Here is a 14,532-nt window from a genome sequence, read left to right as displayed (position 1 = left end):
ATGACCAAACTCATCATCGACGGCAAAGAGATCGATGTGCCTGCGGAGTACACCCTGTTGCAGGCGTGCGAGGCCGCGGGCGCCGAAATCCCGCGCTTCTGCTACCACGAGCGGCTGTCGATCGCCGGCAATTGCCGAATGTGCCTCGTCGAGATAAAGGGCGGCCCGAAGCCGGTCGCAAGCTGCGCCTGGGGCGTGCGCGATTGCCGGCCCGGCCCCAAGGGCGAGCCGCCGGAGATTTCCACGCGTTCGCCGATGGTCAGGAAGGCACGCGAAGGCGTGATGGAATTCTTGCTGATCAACCACCCGCTGGATTGCCCGATCTGCGACCAGGGTGGTGAGTGCGATCTGCAGGACCAGGCGATGGGCTATGGCGTCGACACCTCGCGCTTTGCCGAGAACAAGCGCGCGGTCGAGGACAAATATCTGGGCGCGCTGGTCAAGACCTCGATGAACCGCTGCATCCAGTGCACGCGCTGTGTCCGCTTCTCCGCCGAAGTCTGCGGCACGCCGGAAATGGGTGCCACCGGGCGCGGCGAGGACATGGAGATCACGACCTATCTGGAGCAGGCGCTGACTTCCGAGCTGCAGGGCAACCTCGTCGATATCTGTCCCGTGGGCGCGCTGACCTCGAAGCCGTATGCTTTCGCCGCGCGTCCGTGGGAGCTCGGCAAGACGCAGTCGGTGGACGTCATGGATGGCGTAGGTTCCGCGATCCGCGTCGATACCCGTGGCCGCGAGGTGATGCGGATCCTGCCGCGCATCAACGAGGCGGTGAACGAGGAATGGATTTCCGACAAGACCCGTCACGTCGTCGACGGCCTGCGTACGCAGCGGCTCGACCGGCCCTACGTCCGCGAGAACGGCAAGCTTCGCGCCGCGTCGTGGCAGGAGGCCTTCGCGGCGGTCGCTGCCAAGGTCAGGATGAGCGACGGCAAGCGGATGGGAGCCATCGCCGGTGACCTCGCTGCGGTCGAGGAGATGTTCGCGTTCAAGGATCTGTTGGGCCGATACGGCTCCAGCAATCTGGCGGTGCAGGGCGGCGACGCCTTCGACCCCAAGGCGGGACGGGCAACCTACATCTTCAATCCGACCATTGTGGGCATCGAGCAGGCCGACGCGCTCCTGATCATCGGCTCCAATCCGCGCAAGGAAGCTGCCGTCCTCAACGCGCGGATCCGCAAGCGCTGGCGCACGGGTCAGCTCAAGGTCGCTCTCGTCGGCGCCAAGGCCGATCTGACCTACGACTACGACTATCTCGGCGCGGGCACGGGTACGCTTGGTGAACTCGCCAGCGGCAAGCATTCCTTCGTCGAGGTGCTGAAGGGCGCCAAGAACCCGATCGTGCTGGTCGGCGCCGGTTCGCTGGCGCGCCATGACGGGGCGGCGGTGCTTTCGCTGGCGGCCAAGGTCGCGGCAGGCACGGGCGCGCTCAAGGACGGCTGGAACGGCTTTGCCGTTTTGCAGGATACCGCCTCGCGCGCGGGCGCGCTCGATATCGGCTTTGCGGCAGGCGCAGGTGGCCTCAACCTGGCGCAGATGACGACGTTCGGCACGCTCGACGTGCTCTTTCTGTTGGGAGCGGATGAGGTTAAGGTGCCGGACGGCACGTTCGTGGTCTATATCGGCACCCATGGCGACCGCGGCGCGCACCGCGCCGACGTCATCCTGCCGGGCGCAGCCTATACCGAAAAGTCCGGCCTCTACGTCAACACCGAGGGCAGGGCGCAGATCGCCAGCCGCGCGGCGTTTCCGCCCGGAGAGGCGCGCGAGGACTGGGCGATCGTCCGCGCGTTGTCGGACGTGCTCGGCAAGAAGCTGCCCTATGACTCGCTGCAGGCGCTGCGCCAGACGCTGTTCAAGGCCTTCCCGCATCTGATGCGGATCGACCAGATCGAGCCCGGCAAGGCAGGTGACGTCAAGGCGCTCGCAGGCAAGAAGGGCGGCAAGGTCGACAAGACCCCGTTCAAGAGTTCGGTCGAGGATTTCTATCTGACCAACCCCATCGCGCGGGCCTCGGCGGTGATGGCGGAATGTTCCCGGCTGGCGTCCGGGAAAATGCTGACGGCAGCGGAGTGAGCGTGATCTGATGGCTGAATTCTTCGCAAGCTCGTTCTGGACCGGCTTCCTCTGGCCGCTGATCATCATGGTCGCGCAGAGCCTGCTGCTGCTCGTCGTGCTGCTGATCGCGATCGCCTACATCCTGCTCGCCGACCGCAAGATCTGGGCGGCGGTGCAAATCCGCCGCGGCCCCAACGTAGTAGGTCCCTGGGGCTTGCTGCAATCCTTCGCGGACCTTTTGAAGTTCGTGCTGAAGGAGCCGATCATCCCGTCCGGCTCCAACAAGGGTGTGTTTCTGCTGGCACCGCTGGTGTCCTGCGTGCTGGCGCTGGCCGCCTGGGCCGTCATTCCGATGGATGCCGGCTGGGTGATCGCCAATATCAACGTCGGCGTTCTCTACATCTTCGCGATCTCGTCGCTGTCGATCTACGGCATCATCATGGCCGGCTGGTCGTCGAACTCGAAATACCCGTTCCTGGCGGCGCTTCGCTCCGCGGCGCAGATGGTCTCCTACGAGGTCTCGATCGGCTTCGTCATCATCACGGTTTTGTTGTGCGCCGGCTCGCTCAACCTTTCGGCGGTGGTGGAAGCGCAGAATGCCCGTGGCTTCGCCAGCCTGATCGGGCTGCCGCAGCTCACCATCCTGAACTGGTACGTGTGGCCGCTGTTTCCGATGTTCGTGGTGTTCTACGTCTCGGCGCTGGCCGAGACCAACCGTCCGCCGTTCGATCTGGTGGAAGCGGAGTCCGAACTGGTGGCCGGCTTCATGGTCGAATACGGCTCGACGCCGTATCTGTTGTTCATGCTCGGCGAATATGTCGCGATCACCACGATGTGCGCGCTGGCGACGATCATGTTCCTCGGCGGCTGGCTGCCGCCGGTGGCGCTGCCGCCGTTCACCTGGATCCCGGGTGTAGTCTGGTTCGCGCTGAAACTGTTCTTCATGTTCTTCCTGTTCGCTATGGCGAAGGCGATCGTGCCGCGCTACCGCTACGATCAACTGATGCGGCTCGGCTGGAAGGTGTTTTTGCCGCTGTCGCTGGCGATGGTGGTGATTGTGGCCGCGGTGCTGCAATTCGCCGGCATTGCGCCGAAGTGAGGCCATCATGAGTGTCAACGTCAACGCAACAGCTCGCGCGCTTCTCTTGAGCGAATTCGTATCGGCGTTCTTTCTCGCCATGCGCTATTTCTTCAAGCCGAAGCCGACGATCAACTATCCGTTCGAGAAGAACCCGATCTCGCCGCGCTTCCGCGGCGAACATGCGCTGCGCCGCTATCCGAACGGCGAAGAGCGCTGTATCGCTTGCAAGCTGTGCGAGGCGATCTGCCCAGCGCAGGCGATCACGATCGAGGCGGGCCCGCGCCGCAACGACGGCACCCGGCGCACCGTGCGCTACGACATCGACATGGTGAAATGCATCTATTGCGGCCTGTGCCAGGAAGCCTGCCCGGTCGATGCCATCGTCGAGGGACCGAATTTCGAATTCGCGACCGAGACCCGCGAGGAACTCTACTATGACAAGGCGAAACTGCTCGCCAATGGCGACCGCTGGGAGCGCGAGATTGCGAAAGCCATCGAACTCGACGCGCCGTACCGGTGAGGTGAGGATATGATCCTTCCCGCACTGTTCTTCTACCTCTTCGCCGGCGTCTGCGTGGCCTCGGCTGTGATGGTGATTGTCTCGCGCAATCCCGTGCACTCGGTGCTGTATCTGATCCTGGCCTTCGTCAATGCGTCCGGCCTGTTCGTGCTGATGGGCGCCGAATTCCTCGGCATGATGCTGATCGTGGTCTATGTCGGCGCGGTCGCGGTGCTGTTCCTGTTCGTGATCATGATGCTCGACGTCGATTTCACCGAGCTGCGTGAGGGCTTCATCGAATATCTGCCGATCGGTCTGGTGATCGGCGGCATCTTCCTCGCCGAATTGCTTTTGGTTGCCGGCGGCTGGGTCATGAGTCCCGGCACGACGAAATCGATTACGGCTGCGATTCCGGCCAATGTCAGCAACACCGAGGCGCTCGGGCTGGTGCTCTATACGAAGTACATCCATTACTTCCAGATCGCCGGCATGGTGCTTCTGGTCGCGATGATCGGCGCCATCGTGCTGACGCTGCGCCACAAGGCGAAGGTCAAGCGGCAGGACATCAACGTGCAGAACGCGCGGACGCCGGAGCTCGCGATGGCCGTGCGCAAGGTGGCGTCGGGGCAGGGGCTGCAGGATTCGGACGCGGCGGAGTGGGTGAAATGACGATCGGTCTGGGCCACTATCTCGCGGTCGCCGCCACCCTGTTCACGATCGGGATCCTTGGCATCTTCTTGAACCGCAAGAACATCATCGTCATCCTGATGTCGATCGAGCTGATCCTGCTCGCCGTCAACATCAACCTGGTGGCGTTCTCGACCTTCCTCGGCGACATCGTAGGCCAGGTGTTCGCGCTCCTGGTGCTGACGGTTGCAGCCGCTGAAGCCGCGATCGGTCTTGCGGTGCTGGTGGTCTATTTCCGCAACCGCGGTTCCATCGCGGTTGAAGACGTCAATCTGATGAAGGGCTAGGGCGCGGCTATGGTTCAGGCAATCGTCTTTCTGCCGCTGCTGGGCGCCATTCTGGCCGGCCTGATCGCGATCTTCGGGGCGCATGCACGCAACCCGAGCGGCGATGAAGTCAAGCATCACGACCACGGCCATCACGACCACGGCCACGGCGATCACGCGCACGCCGCGGAGGCCCATGACGATCATGGTCACGACGATCATCATGTCTCCGAGCCGCCGGCTCAGGGCTCGCGCGCGGCCGAACTGATCACGACGGGACTTCTGTTCGTGTCCGCCGCGCTCTCCTGGGTGACGCTGGTCGATGTCGGCTTCATGCACCATGACGCCCGGATCGCGCTGTTTCCCTGGATTAATTCCGGCGATCTGCAGGTGTCGTGGGCGCTGCGCGTCGACACGCTGACCGCCGTGATGCTGGTGGTGGTCAACACCGTCTCCTCGCTCGTGCACCTCTATTCCATCGGCTACATGGACGAGGATCCGCACCGGCCGCGCTTCTTCGCCTATCTCTCGCTGTTCACCTTCGCGATGCTGATGCTGGTGACCGCGGACAACCTGGTCCAGCTTTTCTTCGGCTGGGAGGGCGTCGGTCTGGCGAGCTACCTCCTGATCGGCTTCTGGTACCAAAAACCGTCGGCGAATGCGGCGGCGATCAAGGCCTTCGTGGTCAACCGTGTCGGCGACTTCGGCTTTGCGCTCGGCATCTTCGCCGTCTTCATGCTGCTCAATACCACCGATTTCGAGACCATCTTTGCCGGCGCGCAGGGACTCTCGGGCAAGACCATCGACTTCTTCGGCTGGCATGCCGATGCGCTGACGTTGATCTGCTTGTTGCTGTTCATGGGCGCGATGGGCAAGTCAGCCCAGTTCCTGCTGCACACCTGGCTGCCGGACGCGATGGAAGGCCCGACCCCGGTCTCGGCGCTGATCCACGCCGCGACCATGGTGACGGCGGGCGTGTTCATGGTGGCGCGGCTGTCGCCGCTGTTCGAACTCGCGCCCAACGCGCAGGCCGTGGTGATGTTCTTCGGCGCCACCACCGCGTTCTTCGCTGCAACCGTCGGCCTCGTCCAGAACGACATCAAGCGCATCGTCGCCTATTCGACCTGCTCGCAGCTTGGCTACATGTTCGTGGCGATGGGGGCGGGGGCCTATTCGGTCGGCATGTTCCATCTGTTCACGCACGCCTTCTTCAAGGCGCTGCTGTTCCTGGGGTCAGGCTCGGTGATCTACGCGATGCATCACGAGCAGGACATCCGCAACATGGGCGGGCTGAAGGACAAGATCCCCTACACCTACAGCGTGATGGTGATCGGCACGCTGGCGCTGACCGGCTTCCCGCTCACCGCCGGCTATTTCTCGAAGGACGCGATCATCGAGTCGGCCTACGTCGCGCATAATCCGTTCGCGTTCTACGGCTTTGCGATGACGGTGGTCGCGGCCGGCCTGACCTCGTTCTATTCGTGGCGGCTGATCTTCAAGACGTTCCACGGCGAGCCGCACGACCAGCAGCATTACGAGGCCGCCCACGAGTCGCCGCTGTGGATGCTGGTCCCGATCGGCCTTCTCGCCGCCGGATCGATCCTGGCCGGCTTCCCGTTCAAGGAAGTGTTTGCGGGCCACGGCGTGGAAGAGTTCTTCCGCGATTCGCTCAAGATGCACCCGCACATCATCGACGAGATGCACCACATTTCGCCGGTCATCGCCTTCCTGCCGACGGTGATGATGGTGCTGGGCTTCCTGGTGTCGTGGCTGTTCTACATCCGGCGGCCGTATCTGCCGGTCGAACTCGCCGGTCAGCACCAGATGCTCTACCACTTCCTCCTCAACAAATGGTACTTCGACGAGCTCTATGAAATCACCTTCGTTCGCCCGGCGAAGCGGCTCGGCCGCTTCCTGTGGAAGAAGGGCGACGGTTTCGTCATCGACGGCTTCGGCCCGGATGGTGTCTCGGCGCGCGTGCTCGACGTCACCCGCAATGTGGTGAAGATCCAGACCGGCTACCTCTATCACTATGCTTTTGCGATGCTGATCGGTGTCGCGGGGCTGATCACCTGGTTCATGTTCGGCTTGGGAGGCCAGTAATGACAACCTGGCCGATTCTTTCCGTCGTCACCTTCCTGCCGGTGCTCGGCGCGCTGGTAGTCTATCTTAGCCGTGGCGACGACGAAGCCGCGCGGCGCAACGCGCGCTGGATCGCGCTGTGGACCACGCTGGTCACCTTCGCGGTGTCGCTGATTCTGGTCTGGCGCTTCGATGCCGCAAGTGCGGACTTCCAGTTCGTCGAAAAAGCGAACTGGCTCGCCAGTGGCATTAGCTATCACATGGGGGTCGATGGCATCTCGCTGCCGTTCGTGATTCTGACCACGGCGCTGATGCCGCTCTGCATCATCGCGAGCTGGAAATCCGTCACCAATCGCGTGCGCGAATACATGATGGCGTTCCTGTTCCTGGAAACGCTGATGGTCGGCACCTTTTCGGCGCTCGACCTCGTGCTGTTCTATCTGTTCTTCGAAGGCGGCCTGATCCCGATGTTCCTGATCATCGGCGTCTGGGGCGGTCCGCGCCGGGTCTACGCGTCGTTCAAGTTCTTCCTCTACACGCTGCTCGGCTCGGTCCTGATGCTGCTCGCGATCATGGCGCTGTACTGGAATGCCGGCACCACCGACATCCCGACCCTGATGCAAACCGCCGTGCCGCGTAGCTTGCAGACCTGGGCGTGGCTGGCATTCTTTGCCTCGTTTGCGGTGAAGATGCCGATGTGGCCGGTGCACACCTGGTTGCCCGACGCGCACGTCGAGGCACCGACGGCAGGCTCGGTGATCCTGGCCGCGATCCTGTTGAAGATGGGCGGCTACGGCTTCCTGCGCTTCTCGCTGCCGATGTTCCCCCTGGCGTCGCATGATTTTGCGCCGCTGATCTTCTCGCTGTCGGTGATCGCCATCGTCTACACCTCGCTGGTGGCGTTGATGCAGGAAGACATCAAGAAGCTGATCGCCTATTCGTCGGTGGCCCATATGGGCTTCGTCACCATGGGCATCTTCGCCGCGACCACGCAAGGCGTCGCCGGCGGCGTGTTCCAGATGGTGTCGCACGGCATCGTCTCCGGCGCGCTGTTCCTGTGCGTCGGCATCGTCTACGACCGCATGCATACCCGCGAGATCGTGGCCTATGGAGGCCTCGTCAACCGGATGCCGCTCTACGCACTGGTGTTCATGGTGTTCACCATGGCCAATGTCGGACTGCCCGGCACGAGCGGCTTCGTCGGCGAGTTCATGACGCTGCTCGGCACCTTTAAGGTCTCGATCCCGACCGCAACCTTTGCCACCCTCGGCGTCATCCTGTCGGCGGGCTATGCGCTGTGGCTCTATCGCAAGGTCGTGTTCGGCGCGCTGACCAAGCCGTCGCTCGCCAGCATCAAGGACCTGACGCCCCGCGAAAGCCTGACGCTGTTCCCGCTGGTCGCGCTGACCATCCTGTTCGGTGTCTATCCGAAGCCGGTGCTCGACATGTCGGCGGCCTCGGTTCAGCAACTCGTCAACAACTACAACGCCGCCGTGACTGCCGTGAAGGCAGCCGCGCTGGTCGCGCAATAACGTAGCGTTTTCAGGCGAAGTGGAAGCCGGTTCGCATGAAGAAGACGCGCCAAGGATAAGAACGTCATGAGCTTTTCGAGTGCAGGTTATCAGTTGCTGCCGGTATTGCCGGAGCTGGTGCTCGCCGTCGGCGCCATGGCGCTGTTGATGCTCGGCGCGTACCGCAGCGAGGGGACCACGAAAATCGTCACCAGCCTCGCGGTCGTGCTGCTCGTCGTCACCGGCGCGCTGGAGCTGATGCTGCCGGCCGGCAAGCTCACGACCTTCGGCGGCAGCTTCGTCGTCGACGACTTTGCCCGCTTCCTGAAGATCCTTGCGATCATCGGCTCGGCGGTGACGTTGATCCTGTCGACGGAATTTCTGTCTGATCCGTCGCGGCGCATTTTCGAATATTCGATCCTGGTGCTGCTCTCCACGCTCGGCATGATGGTGCTGATCTCGGCCGCCGATCTGATCATGCTCTATCTCGGGCTTGAGCTGATGTCGCTCGCGCTCTACGTGGTCGCTGCAAGCAACCGCGATAACGCCAAGTCCACCGAGGCCGGGTTGAAGTATTTCGTGCTTGGCGCGCTGTCCTCGGGCATGCTGCTCTACGGCGCTTCGCTGATCTACGGGTTCACCGGCACGGTCGATTTTGCGGGCATTGCGGCGGCGGTGAAGACCGGCAGCGTCGGTATCGTGTTCGGCCTCGTGTTCCTGCTGGCCGGGCTCTGCTTCAAGGTATCCGCCGTGCCGTTCCATATGTGGACGCCTGACGTCTATGAGGGTGCGCCGACGCCGGTCACGGCGTTCTTTGCATCGGCGCCGAAGGTCGCAGCCCTTGCGGTGTTCACCCGCGTGACGCTGACCGCTTTCCCCGGCATCGTCCCGCAATGGCAGCAGATCCTCGTGTTCGTCGCGATTGCCTCGATGGCGCTGGGTTCGTTCGCCGCGATCGGGCAGAAGAACATCAAGCGCCTGATGGCCTATTCGTCGATCGGCCATATGGGCTTTGCGCTGGTCGGGCTTGCGTCTGGCACCGTGGAGGGCGCGCAGGGCGTGCTGGTCTACATCGCAATCTACGTCGCGATGACGCTCGGCTCCTTCGCCGTCATCCTGACCATGAAGCGCAACGGGCAGGCGGTCGAGCAGATCAGCGATTTCGCAGGGCTGTCGCGCACCAATCCGATGCTGGCGTTCTTCTTTGCGATGCTGCTGTTCTCGCTGGCCGGCATTCCGCCGCTCGCGGGCTTCTTTGCCAAATGGTACGTGTTCGTGGCCGCGATCAAGGCGGGCCTATTCACGCTCGCCGTCATCGGCGTGCTGACCAGCGTGGTGGGCGCGTTCTACTATCTCACCATCATCAAGCTGATGTATTTCGACGAGCCGGCCGGCGAGGTCGAGCCGATGCGCATCGAATTGCGCACGGTGCTGGCGGTTGCCGGTATCTTCAACATCTTCTTCTTCGTCTATCCGGGGCCGCTGGTCAGCGTAGCCACGGCGGCGGCGAAGTCGCTGTTTTAGCGTGCATGATCCCAGAAGGCGGGCCCCGGGTTTCGGAGAAGATCATGCGCAGAAATAGGAAATGACGTTCTCGCTCGGTCCCAAAGCCACATCGGCGGGCTACCGTCTCGCCGCTTTCGACCAGATCGGTTCGACCAACGCCGAAGCCATGACGCGCGCCCGGAATGGCGAAGTTGGGCCGATGTGGTTCGTGACAACAGAGCAGACCGCGGGGCGCGGCCGCCGGCAGCGCGCCTGGAGCGCGCCGCGCGGCAACCTCGCCAGCAGCATTCTGGAAGTCATGGATGTTTCGCCGGCCGTGGCGGCGACGCTTGGCTTTGCCGCCGGGCTTTCGCTGGAACGCGCGCTGCAGAAACTAAGCATCGAAGCCAATATGCGCCGTGCCGGCGCGGATCCACTGAACTTCGCCTTGAAATGGCCGAACGACGTGCTGGCGGAGCGGCAGAAGCTCGCGGGGATCCTGCTGGAGGCTGAAGCCGTGGCGGGCAACCGTCTCGCCGTGGTGGTCGGCATCGGCACCAACGTCATTGCCGCGCCCGAGGGCACGCCTACGCCGGCGACCTCGCTTGCCGCGCTCGGCGTTCATGTCGGCGCGGAGGAGCTTTTCACGGCGCTGTCGGACGCCTGGGTTGAGTTTCGCGGCATCTGGGACAACGGCCGCGGCTTTACCGACATTCGGAAAGCCTGGCTGGAGCGTGCCTTCGGTCTCGGCGAGCAGGTCGCGATCAACACGGGAACCACGACCGTCGAAGGCACATTCGACACCATCGACGAGAGTGGCTGCCTGATCGTTCGCAACGCCGAGGGCAAGCGCGCGGCCGTCACGGCGGGCGAAGTCTATTTCGGCGCGGCAGCGTCGGTGGGAGCTGCCTGATGGCGCGGCCGGATGAACTGACCTTTGCGCCGCTTGGCGGTGTCGGCGAGATCGGCATGAACCTGTCGATCTACGGGCTCGGCAACCGCCACCAGCGGTCCTGGCTCGCGGTTGATCTCGGCGTCTCGTTCGGCGACGAGGAGCATCTGCCGGGCATCGACCTGATCATGCCCGATATCCGTTTCCTGGAGAAAGAGCGCAACAACCTGATGGGCCTGGTGCTGACGCACGCCCACGAGGACCATTTCGGCGCCATTATAGACCTCTGGCCGAAGCTGCAATGCAAGGTCTATGCGACTAAATTCAGCGCTGCGCTGTTCGAGGCCAAATGCGCCGCCGAGCGCAACCCGCCGAAAATCCCGGTGACGGTGGTGCCGTCGGGCGGCCGCATCGAGCTTGGACCGTTCACCGTCGAGTTCATTCCGGTCGCGCATTCGATTCCCGAATCGCATGCGCTGGCAATCCACACTTCCGTCGGCACCGTGCTCCATACCGGCGACTGGAAGATCGATCCGACCCCGATCATCGGTCTGCCGACCGACGAACGCCGCCTGCGCGAGCTTGGCGATGAGGGCGTGCTGGCGCTGGTTGGCGATTCCACCAATGCGGTGCGAGACGGGCGCTCGCCCTCGGAAACCGAGGTCGCCGCCACCATCAAGAAGCTGGTCGGCGCGGCCAAGGGCCGGGTCGCCGTCACCACCTTTGCCTCCAACGTCGCGCGGGTGAAGGCGGTGGCCGACGCCGCCAAGGCCGCCGACCGCGAGGTGGTCGTGGTCGGCCGCGCCATGGAGCGCGTGGTGCAGGTCGCCCGCGAGACCGGCTATCTCGATGGCGTGCAGAATTTTCGCGGCGCCGACTATTACGGCCATTTCCCGCCGGACAAGGTGCTGGCGCTCTGCACCGGCAGCCAGGGCGAGCCGCGCGCCGCGCTGGCCCGCATTGCCAACAACGACCACCCGCAGGTGACGCTGAACAAGGGCGACAGCGTGATCTTTTCCTCGCGCACTATTCCCGGCAACGAGAAGGCGGTCGGCTCCATCATCAACGGGCTGATAGTTCAGGGCATCGAAGTCATCACCGACCGCAACGATCTCGTCCATGTCTCCGGCCATCCGCGCCGCGACGAGCTGCGCGACATGATCTCATGGGTGCGCCCGCAGATACTGATTCCCGTCCATGGTGAGGCGCTGCATCTGTCGGAGCACGCGAAGCTCGCCCGCGCGGCGGGCGTGCCGAAGGTAATGACCTGCCGCAATGGCGATCTGGTCAAGCTCGGGCCCGGCGAGCCCGGCATCATCGACGAATTGCCGTCGGGGCGGCTCTACAAGGACGGCGTGATCCTGGAGGACTCCAAATCCCGCGCTGTGGTCGAACGGCGCCGGATGGGCTTTGCCGGTTGCGCCTTTGTCGCGATCGCCATGACCGAACAGGGTGAGCTGGCCGAAGATCCCGAGGTTGATCTCGTCGGCATCCCCGAGAAGAATACCGCCGGCGAGCTGATCGACGAGATCGTGTTCGACCTGGTGGTCTCGACCGTTGAAGGCCTGCCGCGGGCGCGGCGCCGCGACGCGGACGCCACGGCGGAATCGGTGCGGCGCGCGGTCCGCGCGGTCATTGCCGAGAATTGGGGTAAGAAGCCGATTTGCCTTGTTCACGTTCTAACGGTTTGAGGTAAAAGACCTTTCGGGCGGACACTAGTCCTCGCCGGGAGCGCTAGAGGCAGGGAGTGGAGTAATCATGCTGGGCCGGCTCAATCATGTCGCGATCGCAGTCAAGGACGCGGAAAAGGCCGCCAAGATCTACGGCAGCGCGTTCGGCGCAGAAATTTCCGGCGCGGTGCCGCTGCCGGAGCATGGCGTCATCACCGTGTTCGTGACGCTGCCCAACACCAAGATCGAGTTCATCCAGCCGCTTGGCGAGGCCTCGCCGATCGCCAAATTCGTCGAGCGCAATGCCGACGGCGGCATCCACCACATCTGCTATGACGTGCCCGACATCATCGCCGCGCGCGATACCTTGATTGCGCAGGGCGCGCGCGTGCTGGGCGACGGCGAGCCGAAGATCGGCGCGCACGGCAAGCCAGTGCTGTTTTTCCACCCGAAAGACTTCTCCGGCGCGCTCGTCGAAATCGAACAGGCTTGAACGCTGATGGCATACAGCATCTCCACCGCGCTTGCGATCTACTTCGTGCTGTGGTGGGTCGTTCTGTTCACGACGCTGCCGTTCGGTGTCCGCAGCCAGCACGAGGACGGCGAGGGCGCACCCGGCACCGATCCCGGCGCGCCGGTCATGGCGCGGATGGGCTGGAAGCTGATGTGGACCACGATTGTTTCGGCCGTGATTTTCGGCATCGGGATGTGGGCGTATCACCAGGGCTATCTGAATATCGAACGGCTGTCGAAGCTGATGGGGCTGCCGTTCTGACAGTTCAATCTGGCCCGTTCGCCGACGTGTCTTTTGCGATTATCATCTGATTAAGAAGGCCGATTTCGGATCGAATTTCCTGGAACGGGAGTGAGCGCGCCTCCCGCACCGACAAGGGGGCAGGGGATGAGTTCACAGCGTCGATTATTGGCCGATCCGCGGCAGGACGAATATCGAATTCTGCATGAAGCCGATCTGCGGGATTACCTCGCAGGAATTCCCGAGGTCGCGGCACGTCTTGGCGGCGATCCGGCTTCCTGGTTGATCAGCGAAGTCGGCGACGGCAACCTCAATCTCGTCTTCATCGTCAAGGGAACGGCGGGCGGCGTCGCCGTCAAGCAGGCGCTGCCTTACGTGCGGCTTGTCGGCGAGAGCTGGCCGCTGCCGCTGTCGCGCTCGCACTACGAATATCTGGCGTTGACGCATCAGACGCGGCTGGCGCCCGGCCTGGTGCCTGATGTGCTGCACCATAACGAGGCGCTCGCGCTTGTCGTCATGGAACTGCTCGAGCCGCACATCATCATGCGCAAGGGGCTGGTGGCCGGCGCGACCTATCCGCGCTTCGTCGCGGACGTCACGACGTTCCTGGCCCGGACGCTCTTCCTGTCCTCCGACCTCGCGGTATCAGCCGCCGAGAAGAAGGAGGGGATCGTTGCGTTCGCAGGCAACCATGCGCTCTGCAAGATCACCGAGGACCTGATCTTCACCGATCCCTACCGTGTCGCCGAACAGAACCGCTGGACGCAGCCTTGGCTCGATGCGACCGCGGCGGCCTTTCGCGAAGACCTCGACCTCCACGTCGCGATCTCGCGGCTGAAACTGAAATTCCTGAACGCGCCGGAAGCCCTGATCCACGGCGACCTTCACACCGGATCGATCATGGTGACGGAAGGTGAGACCAAGGTGATCGATCCCGAATTCGCGTTCTATGGTCCGATGGGCTTCGATATCGGCGCGGTGATCGCCAACCTGCTGATGGCCTATCTCGCGTCCGCCGGTCACGAGCGTTCGCCCGTCGAGCGCCGCGCCTTCGAGGCGTGGGTGCTGGAGACCGTCGAGGGTATCTGGACGGAGTTCGCTCGCAAGTTCCTGGAGCTGTGGCGAACGCAAGCCGCAGGCGATGCCTATCCGCGGACGCTGTTCGAAGGCGAGGCCGGCGCCGCACGGCTGGAGGCCGAGCGGCAGGCCTATATGACGCGGCTGTTTGAGGACACGATCGGATTCGCGGCGGCAAAAATCATTCGCCGCATTCTGGGGCTTGCGCACAACATCGATTTCGAATTGATCGAAGACCCGAAGCGGCGGGCGATCTCCGAGGCGCGCAGCCTGCGACTGGCGCGCGCGATGATGTTGGACACGGCGTCGTTCCCGACCATCGGTGCCGTGACCAAGGCAGCCCGGGACGTGCGCGATTGGTGGCCGGATTTCGCCAGGTGAGAGCCGTCCCGCCGGCGCACGGAGGGGGCTGGTGGCAATGTCCGCCTTAGGCAGATACCGGGAGTCCGGTATCTGGTTCTTTCCGT

General features: G+C 63.5%; 13 protein-coding genes. All 13 read left to right on the top strand.

Translation table 11 applies throughout. The features are described 5' to 3' along the window. Window positions 1-2,079, top strand: a complete 2,079-nt coding sequence (gene nuoG / locus V1290_RS03235; RefSeq protein ID WP_334362986.1) for an NADH-quinone oxidoreductase subunit NuoG — start codon at window positions 1-3, stop codon at window positions 2,077-2,079. 10 nt (window positions 2,080-2,089) lie between these two features. Continuing rightward, window positions 2,090-3,160, top strand: a complete 1,071-nt coding sequence (nuoH, locus tag V1290_RS03230; RefSeq protein ID WP_334362985.1) for an NADH-quinone oxidoreductase subunit NuoH — start codon at window positions 2,090-2,092, stop codon at window positions 3,158-3,160. A 7-nt stretch (window positions 3,161-3,167) separates the two neighbouring features. After that, on the top strand, window positions 3,168-3,662 hold the full coding sequence (nuoI, locus tag V1290_RS03225; RefSeq protein ID WP_028345787.1) for an NADH-quinone oxidoreductase subunit NuoI: 495 nt from the start codon (window positions 3,168-3,170) through the stop codon (window positions 3,660-3,662). A gap of 9 nt (window positions 3,663-3,671) precedes the next feature. Further along, the gene (locus V1290_RS03220; RefSeq protein ID WP_334362983.1) at window positions 3,672-4,310 is read left to right on the top strand and encodes an NADH-quinone oxidoreductase subunit J; all 639 of its coding nucleotides are present in this window, start codon (window positions 3,672-3,674) and stop codon (window positions 4,308-4,310) included. After that, entirely contained in the window at window positions 4,307-4,615 is a 309-nt protein-coding gene (nuoK, locus tag V1290_RS03215; RefSeq protein ID WP_028345789.1) for an NADH-quinone oxidoreductase subunit NuoK, read from the top strand. The genes V1290_RS03220 and nuoK overlap by 4 nt, the downstream gene beginning before the upstream one ends. 9 nt (window positions 4,616-4,624) lie before the next feature. Further along, window positions 4,625-6,697, top strand: coding sequence for an NADH-quinone oxidoreductase subunit L (gene nuoL, locus V1290_RS03210; RefSeq protein WP_334362982.1), 2,073 nt, complete (start codon window positions 4,625-4,627; stop codon window positions 6,695-6,697). Next, complete coding sequence (locus V1290_RS03205) at window positions 6,697-8,208, top strand: NADH-quinone oxidoreductase subunit M (RefSeq protein WP_334362981.1); 1,512 nt, start codon at window positions 6,697-6,699, stop codon at window positions 8,206-8,208. The genes nuoL and V1290_RS03205 overlap by 1 nt, the downstream gene beginning before the upstream one ends. Window positions 8,209-8,274: 66 nt before the next feature. Beyond that, window positions 8,275-9,711, top strand: coding sequence for an NADH-quinone oxidoreductase subunit NuoN (gene nuoN / locus V1290_RS03200; protein ID WP_334362980.1), 1,437 nt, complete (start codon window positions 8,275-8,277; stop codon window positions 9,709-9,711). A 61-nt stretch (window positions 9,712-9,772) separates the two neighbouring features. Then, window positions 9,773-10,585, top strand: coding sequence for a biotin--[acetyl-CoA-carboxylase] ligase (locus tag V1290_RS03195; protein ID WP_334362978.1), 813 nt, complete (start codon window positions 9,773-9,775; stop codon window positions 10,583-10,585). Next, the gene (locus V1290_RS03190; protein WP_334362977.1) at window positions 10,585-12,255 is read left to right on the top strand and encodes a ribonuclease J; all 1,671 of its coding nucleotides are present in this window, start codon (window positions 10,585-10,587) and stop codon (window positions 12,253-12,255) included. The genes V1290_RS03195 and V1290_RS03190 overlap by 1 nt, the downstream gene beginning before the upstream one ends. A gap of 67 nt (window positions 12,256-12,322) precedes the next feature. Next, window positions 12,323-12,727 carry a methylmalonyl-CoA epimerase gene (mce, locus tag V1290_RS03185; RefSeq protein WP_334362976.1) on the top strand — a complete coding sequence of 135 codons (405 nt, stop codon included), beginning with the start codon at window positions 12,323-12,325 and terminating at the stop codon, window positions 12,725-12,727. A gap of 6 nt (window positions 12,728-12,733) precedes the next feature. Continuing rightward, window positions 12,734-13,009 (top strand): DUF1467 family protein, encoded by a 276-nt coding sequence (locus tag V1290_RS03180; RefSeq protein WP_028345796.1) that lies wholly within the window; start codon window positions 12,734-12,736, stop codon window positions 13,007-13,009. 126 nt (window positions 13,010-13,135) lie between these two features. Continuing rightward, window positions 13,136-14,446, top strand: a complete 1,311-nt coding sequence (mtnK, locus tag V1290_RS03175; protein WP_334362975.1) for an S-methyl-5-thioribose kinase — start codon at window positions 13,136-13,138, stop codon at window positions 14,444-14,446. Window positions 14,447-14,532 lie beyond the last annotated feature (86 nt).

Origin of the sequence: Bradyrhizobium sp. AZCC 1578, from assembly GCF_036924675.1 — a bacterium.
In the GTDB taxonomy this organism is placed as follows: Bacteria; Pseudomonadota; Alphaproteobacteria; order Rhizobiales; family Xanthobacteraceae; genus Bradyrhizobium.
Note: the sequence above shows the minus strand (reverse complement) of the source record. Positions and strands in the feature narration are given on the sequence as shown.

What these genes read in the sequence shown, in the direction of transcription:
- nuoG (WP_334362986.1), top strand. Translation starts at nt 1, where the DNA reads ATGACCAAACTCATCATCGACGGCAAAGAGATCGATGTGCCTGCGGAG.
- nuoH (WP_334362985.1), top strand. Translation starts at nt 2,090, where the DNA reads ATGGCTGAATTCTTCGCAAGCTCGTTCTGGACCGGCTTCCTCTGGCCG.
- nuoI (WP_028345787.1), top strand. Translation starts at nt 3,168, where the DNA reads ATGAGTGTCAACGTCAACGCAACAGCTCGCGCGCTTCTCTTGAGCGAA.
- V1290_RS03220 (WP_334362983.1), top strand. Translation starts at nt 3,672, where the DNA reads ATGATCCTTCCCGCACTGTTCTTCTACCTCTTCGCCGGCGTCTGCGTG.
- nuoK (WP_028345789.1), top strand. Translation starts at nt 4,307, where the DNA reads ATGACGATCGGTCTGGGCCACTATCTCGCGGTCGCCGCCACCCTGTTC.
- nuoL (WP_334362982.1), top strand. Translation starts at nt 4,625, where the DNA reads ATGGTTCAGGCAATCGTCTTTCTGCCGCTGCTGGGCGCCATTCTGGCC.
- V1290_RS03205 (WP_334362981.1), top strand. Translation starts at nt 6,697, where the DNA reads ATGACAACCTGGCCGATTCTTTCCGTCGTCACCTTCCTGCCGGTGCTC.
- nuoN (WP_334362980.1), top strand. Translation starts at nt 8,275, where the DNA reads ATGAGCTTTTCGAGTGCAGGTTATCAGTTGCTGCCGGTATTGCCGGAG.
- V1290_RS03195 (WP_334362978.1), top strand. Translation starts at nt 9,773, where the DNA reads ATGACGTTCTCGCTCGGTCCCAAAGCCACATCGGCGGGCTACCGTCTC.
- V1290_RS03190 (WP_334362977.1), top strand. Translation starts at nt 10,585, where the DNA reads ATGGCGCGGCCGGATGAACTGACCTTTGCGCCGCTTGGCGGTGTCGGC.
- mce (WP_334362976.1), top strand. Translation starts at nt 12,323, where the DNA reads ATGCTGGGCCGGCTCAATCATGTCGCGATCGCAGTCAAGGACGCGGAA.
- V1290_RS03180 (WP_028345796.1), top strand. Translation starts at nt 12,734, where the DNA reads ATGGCATACAGCATCTCCACCGCGCTTGCGATCTACTTCGTGCTGTGG.
- mtnK (WP_334362975.1), top strand. Translation starts at nt 13,136, where the DNA reads ATGAGTTCACAGCGTCGATTATTGGCCGATCCGCGGCAGGACGAATAT.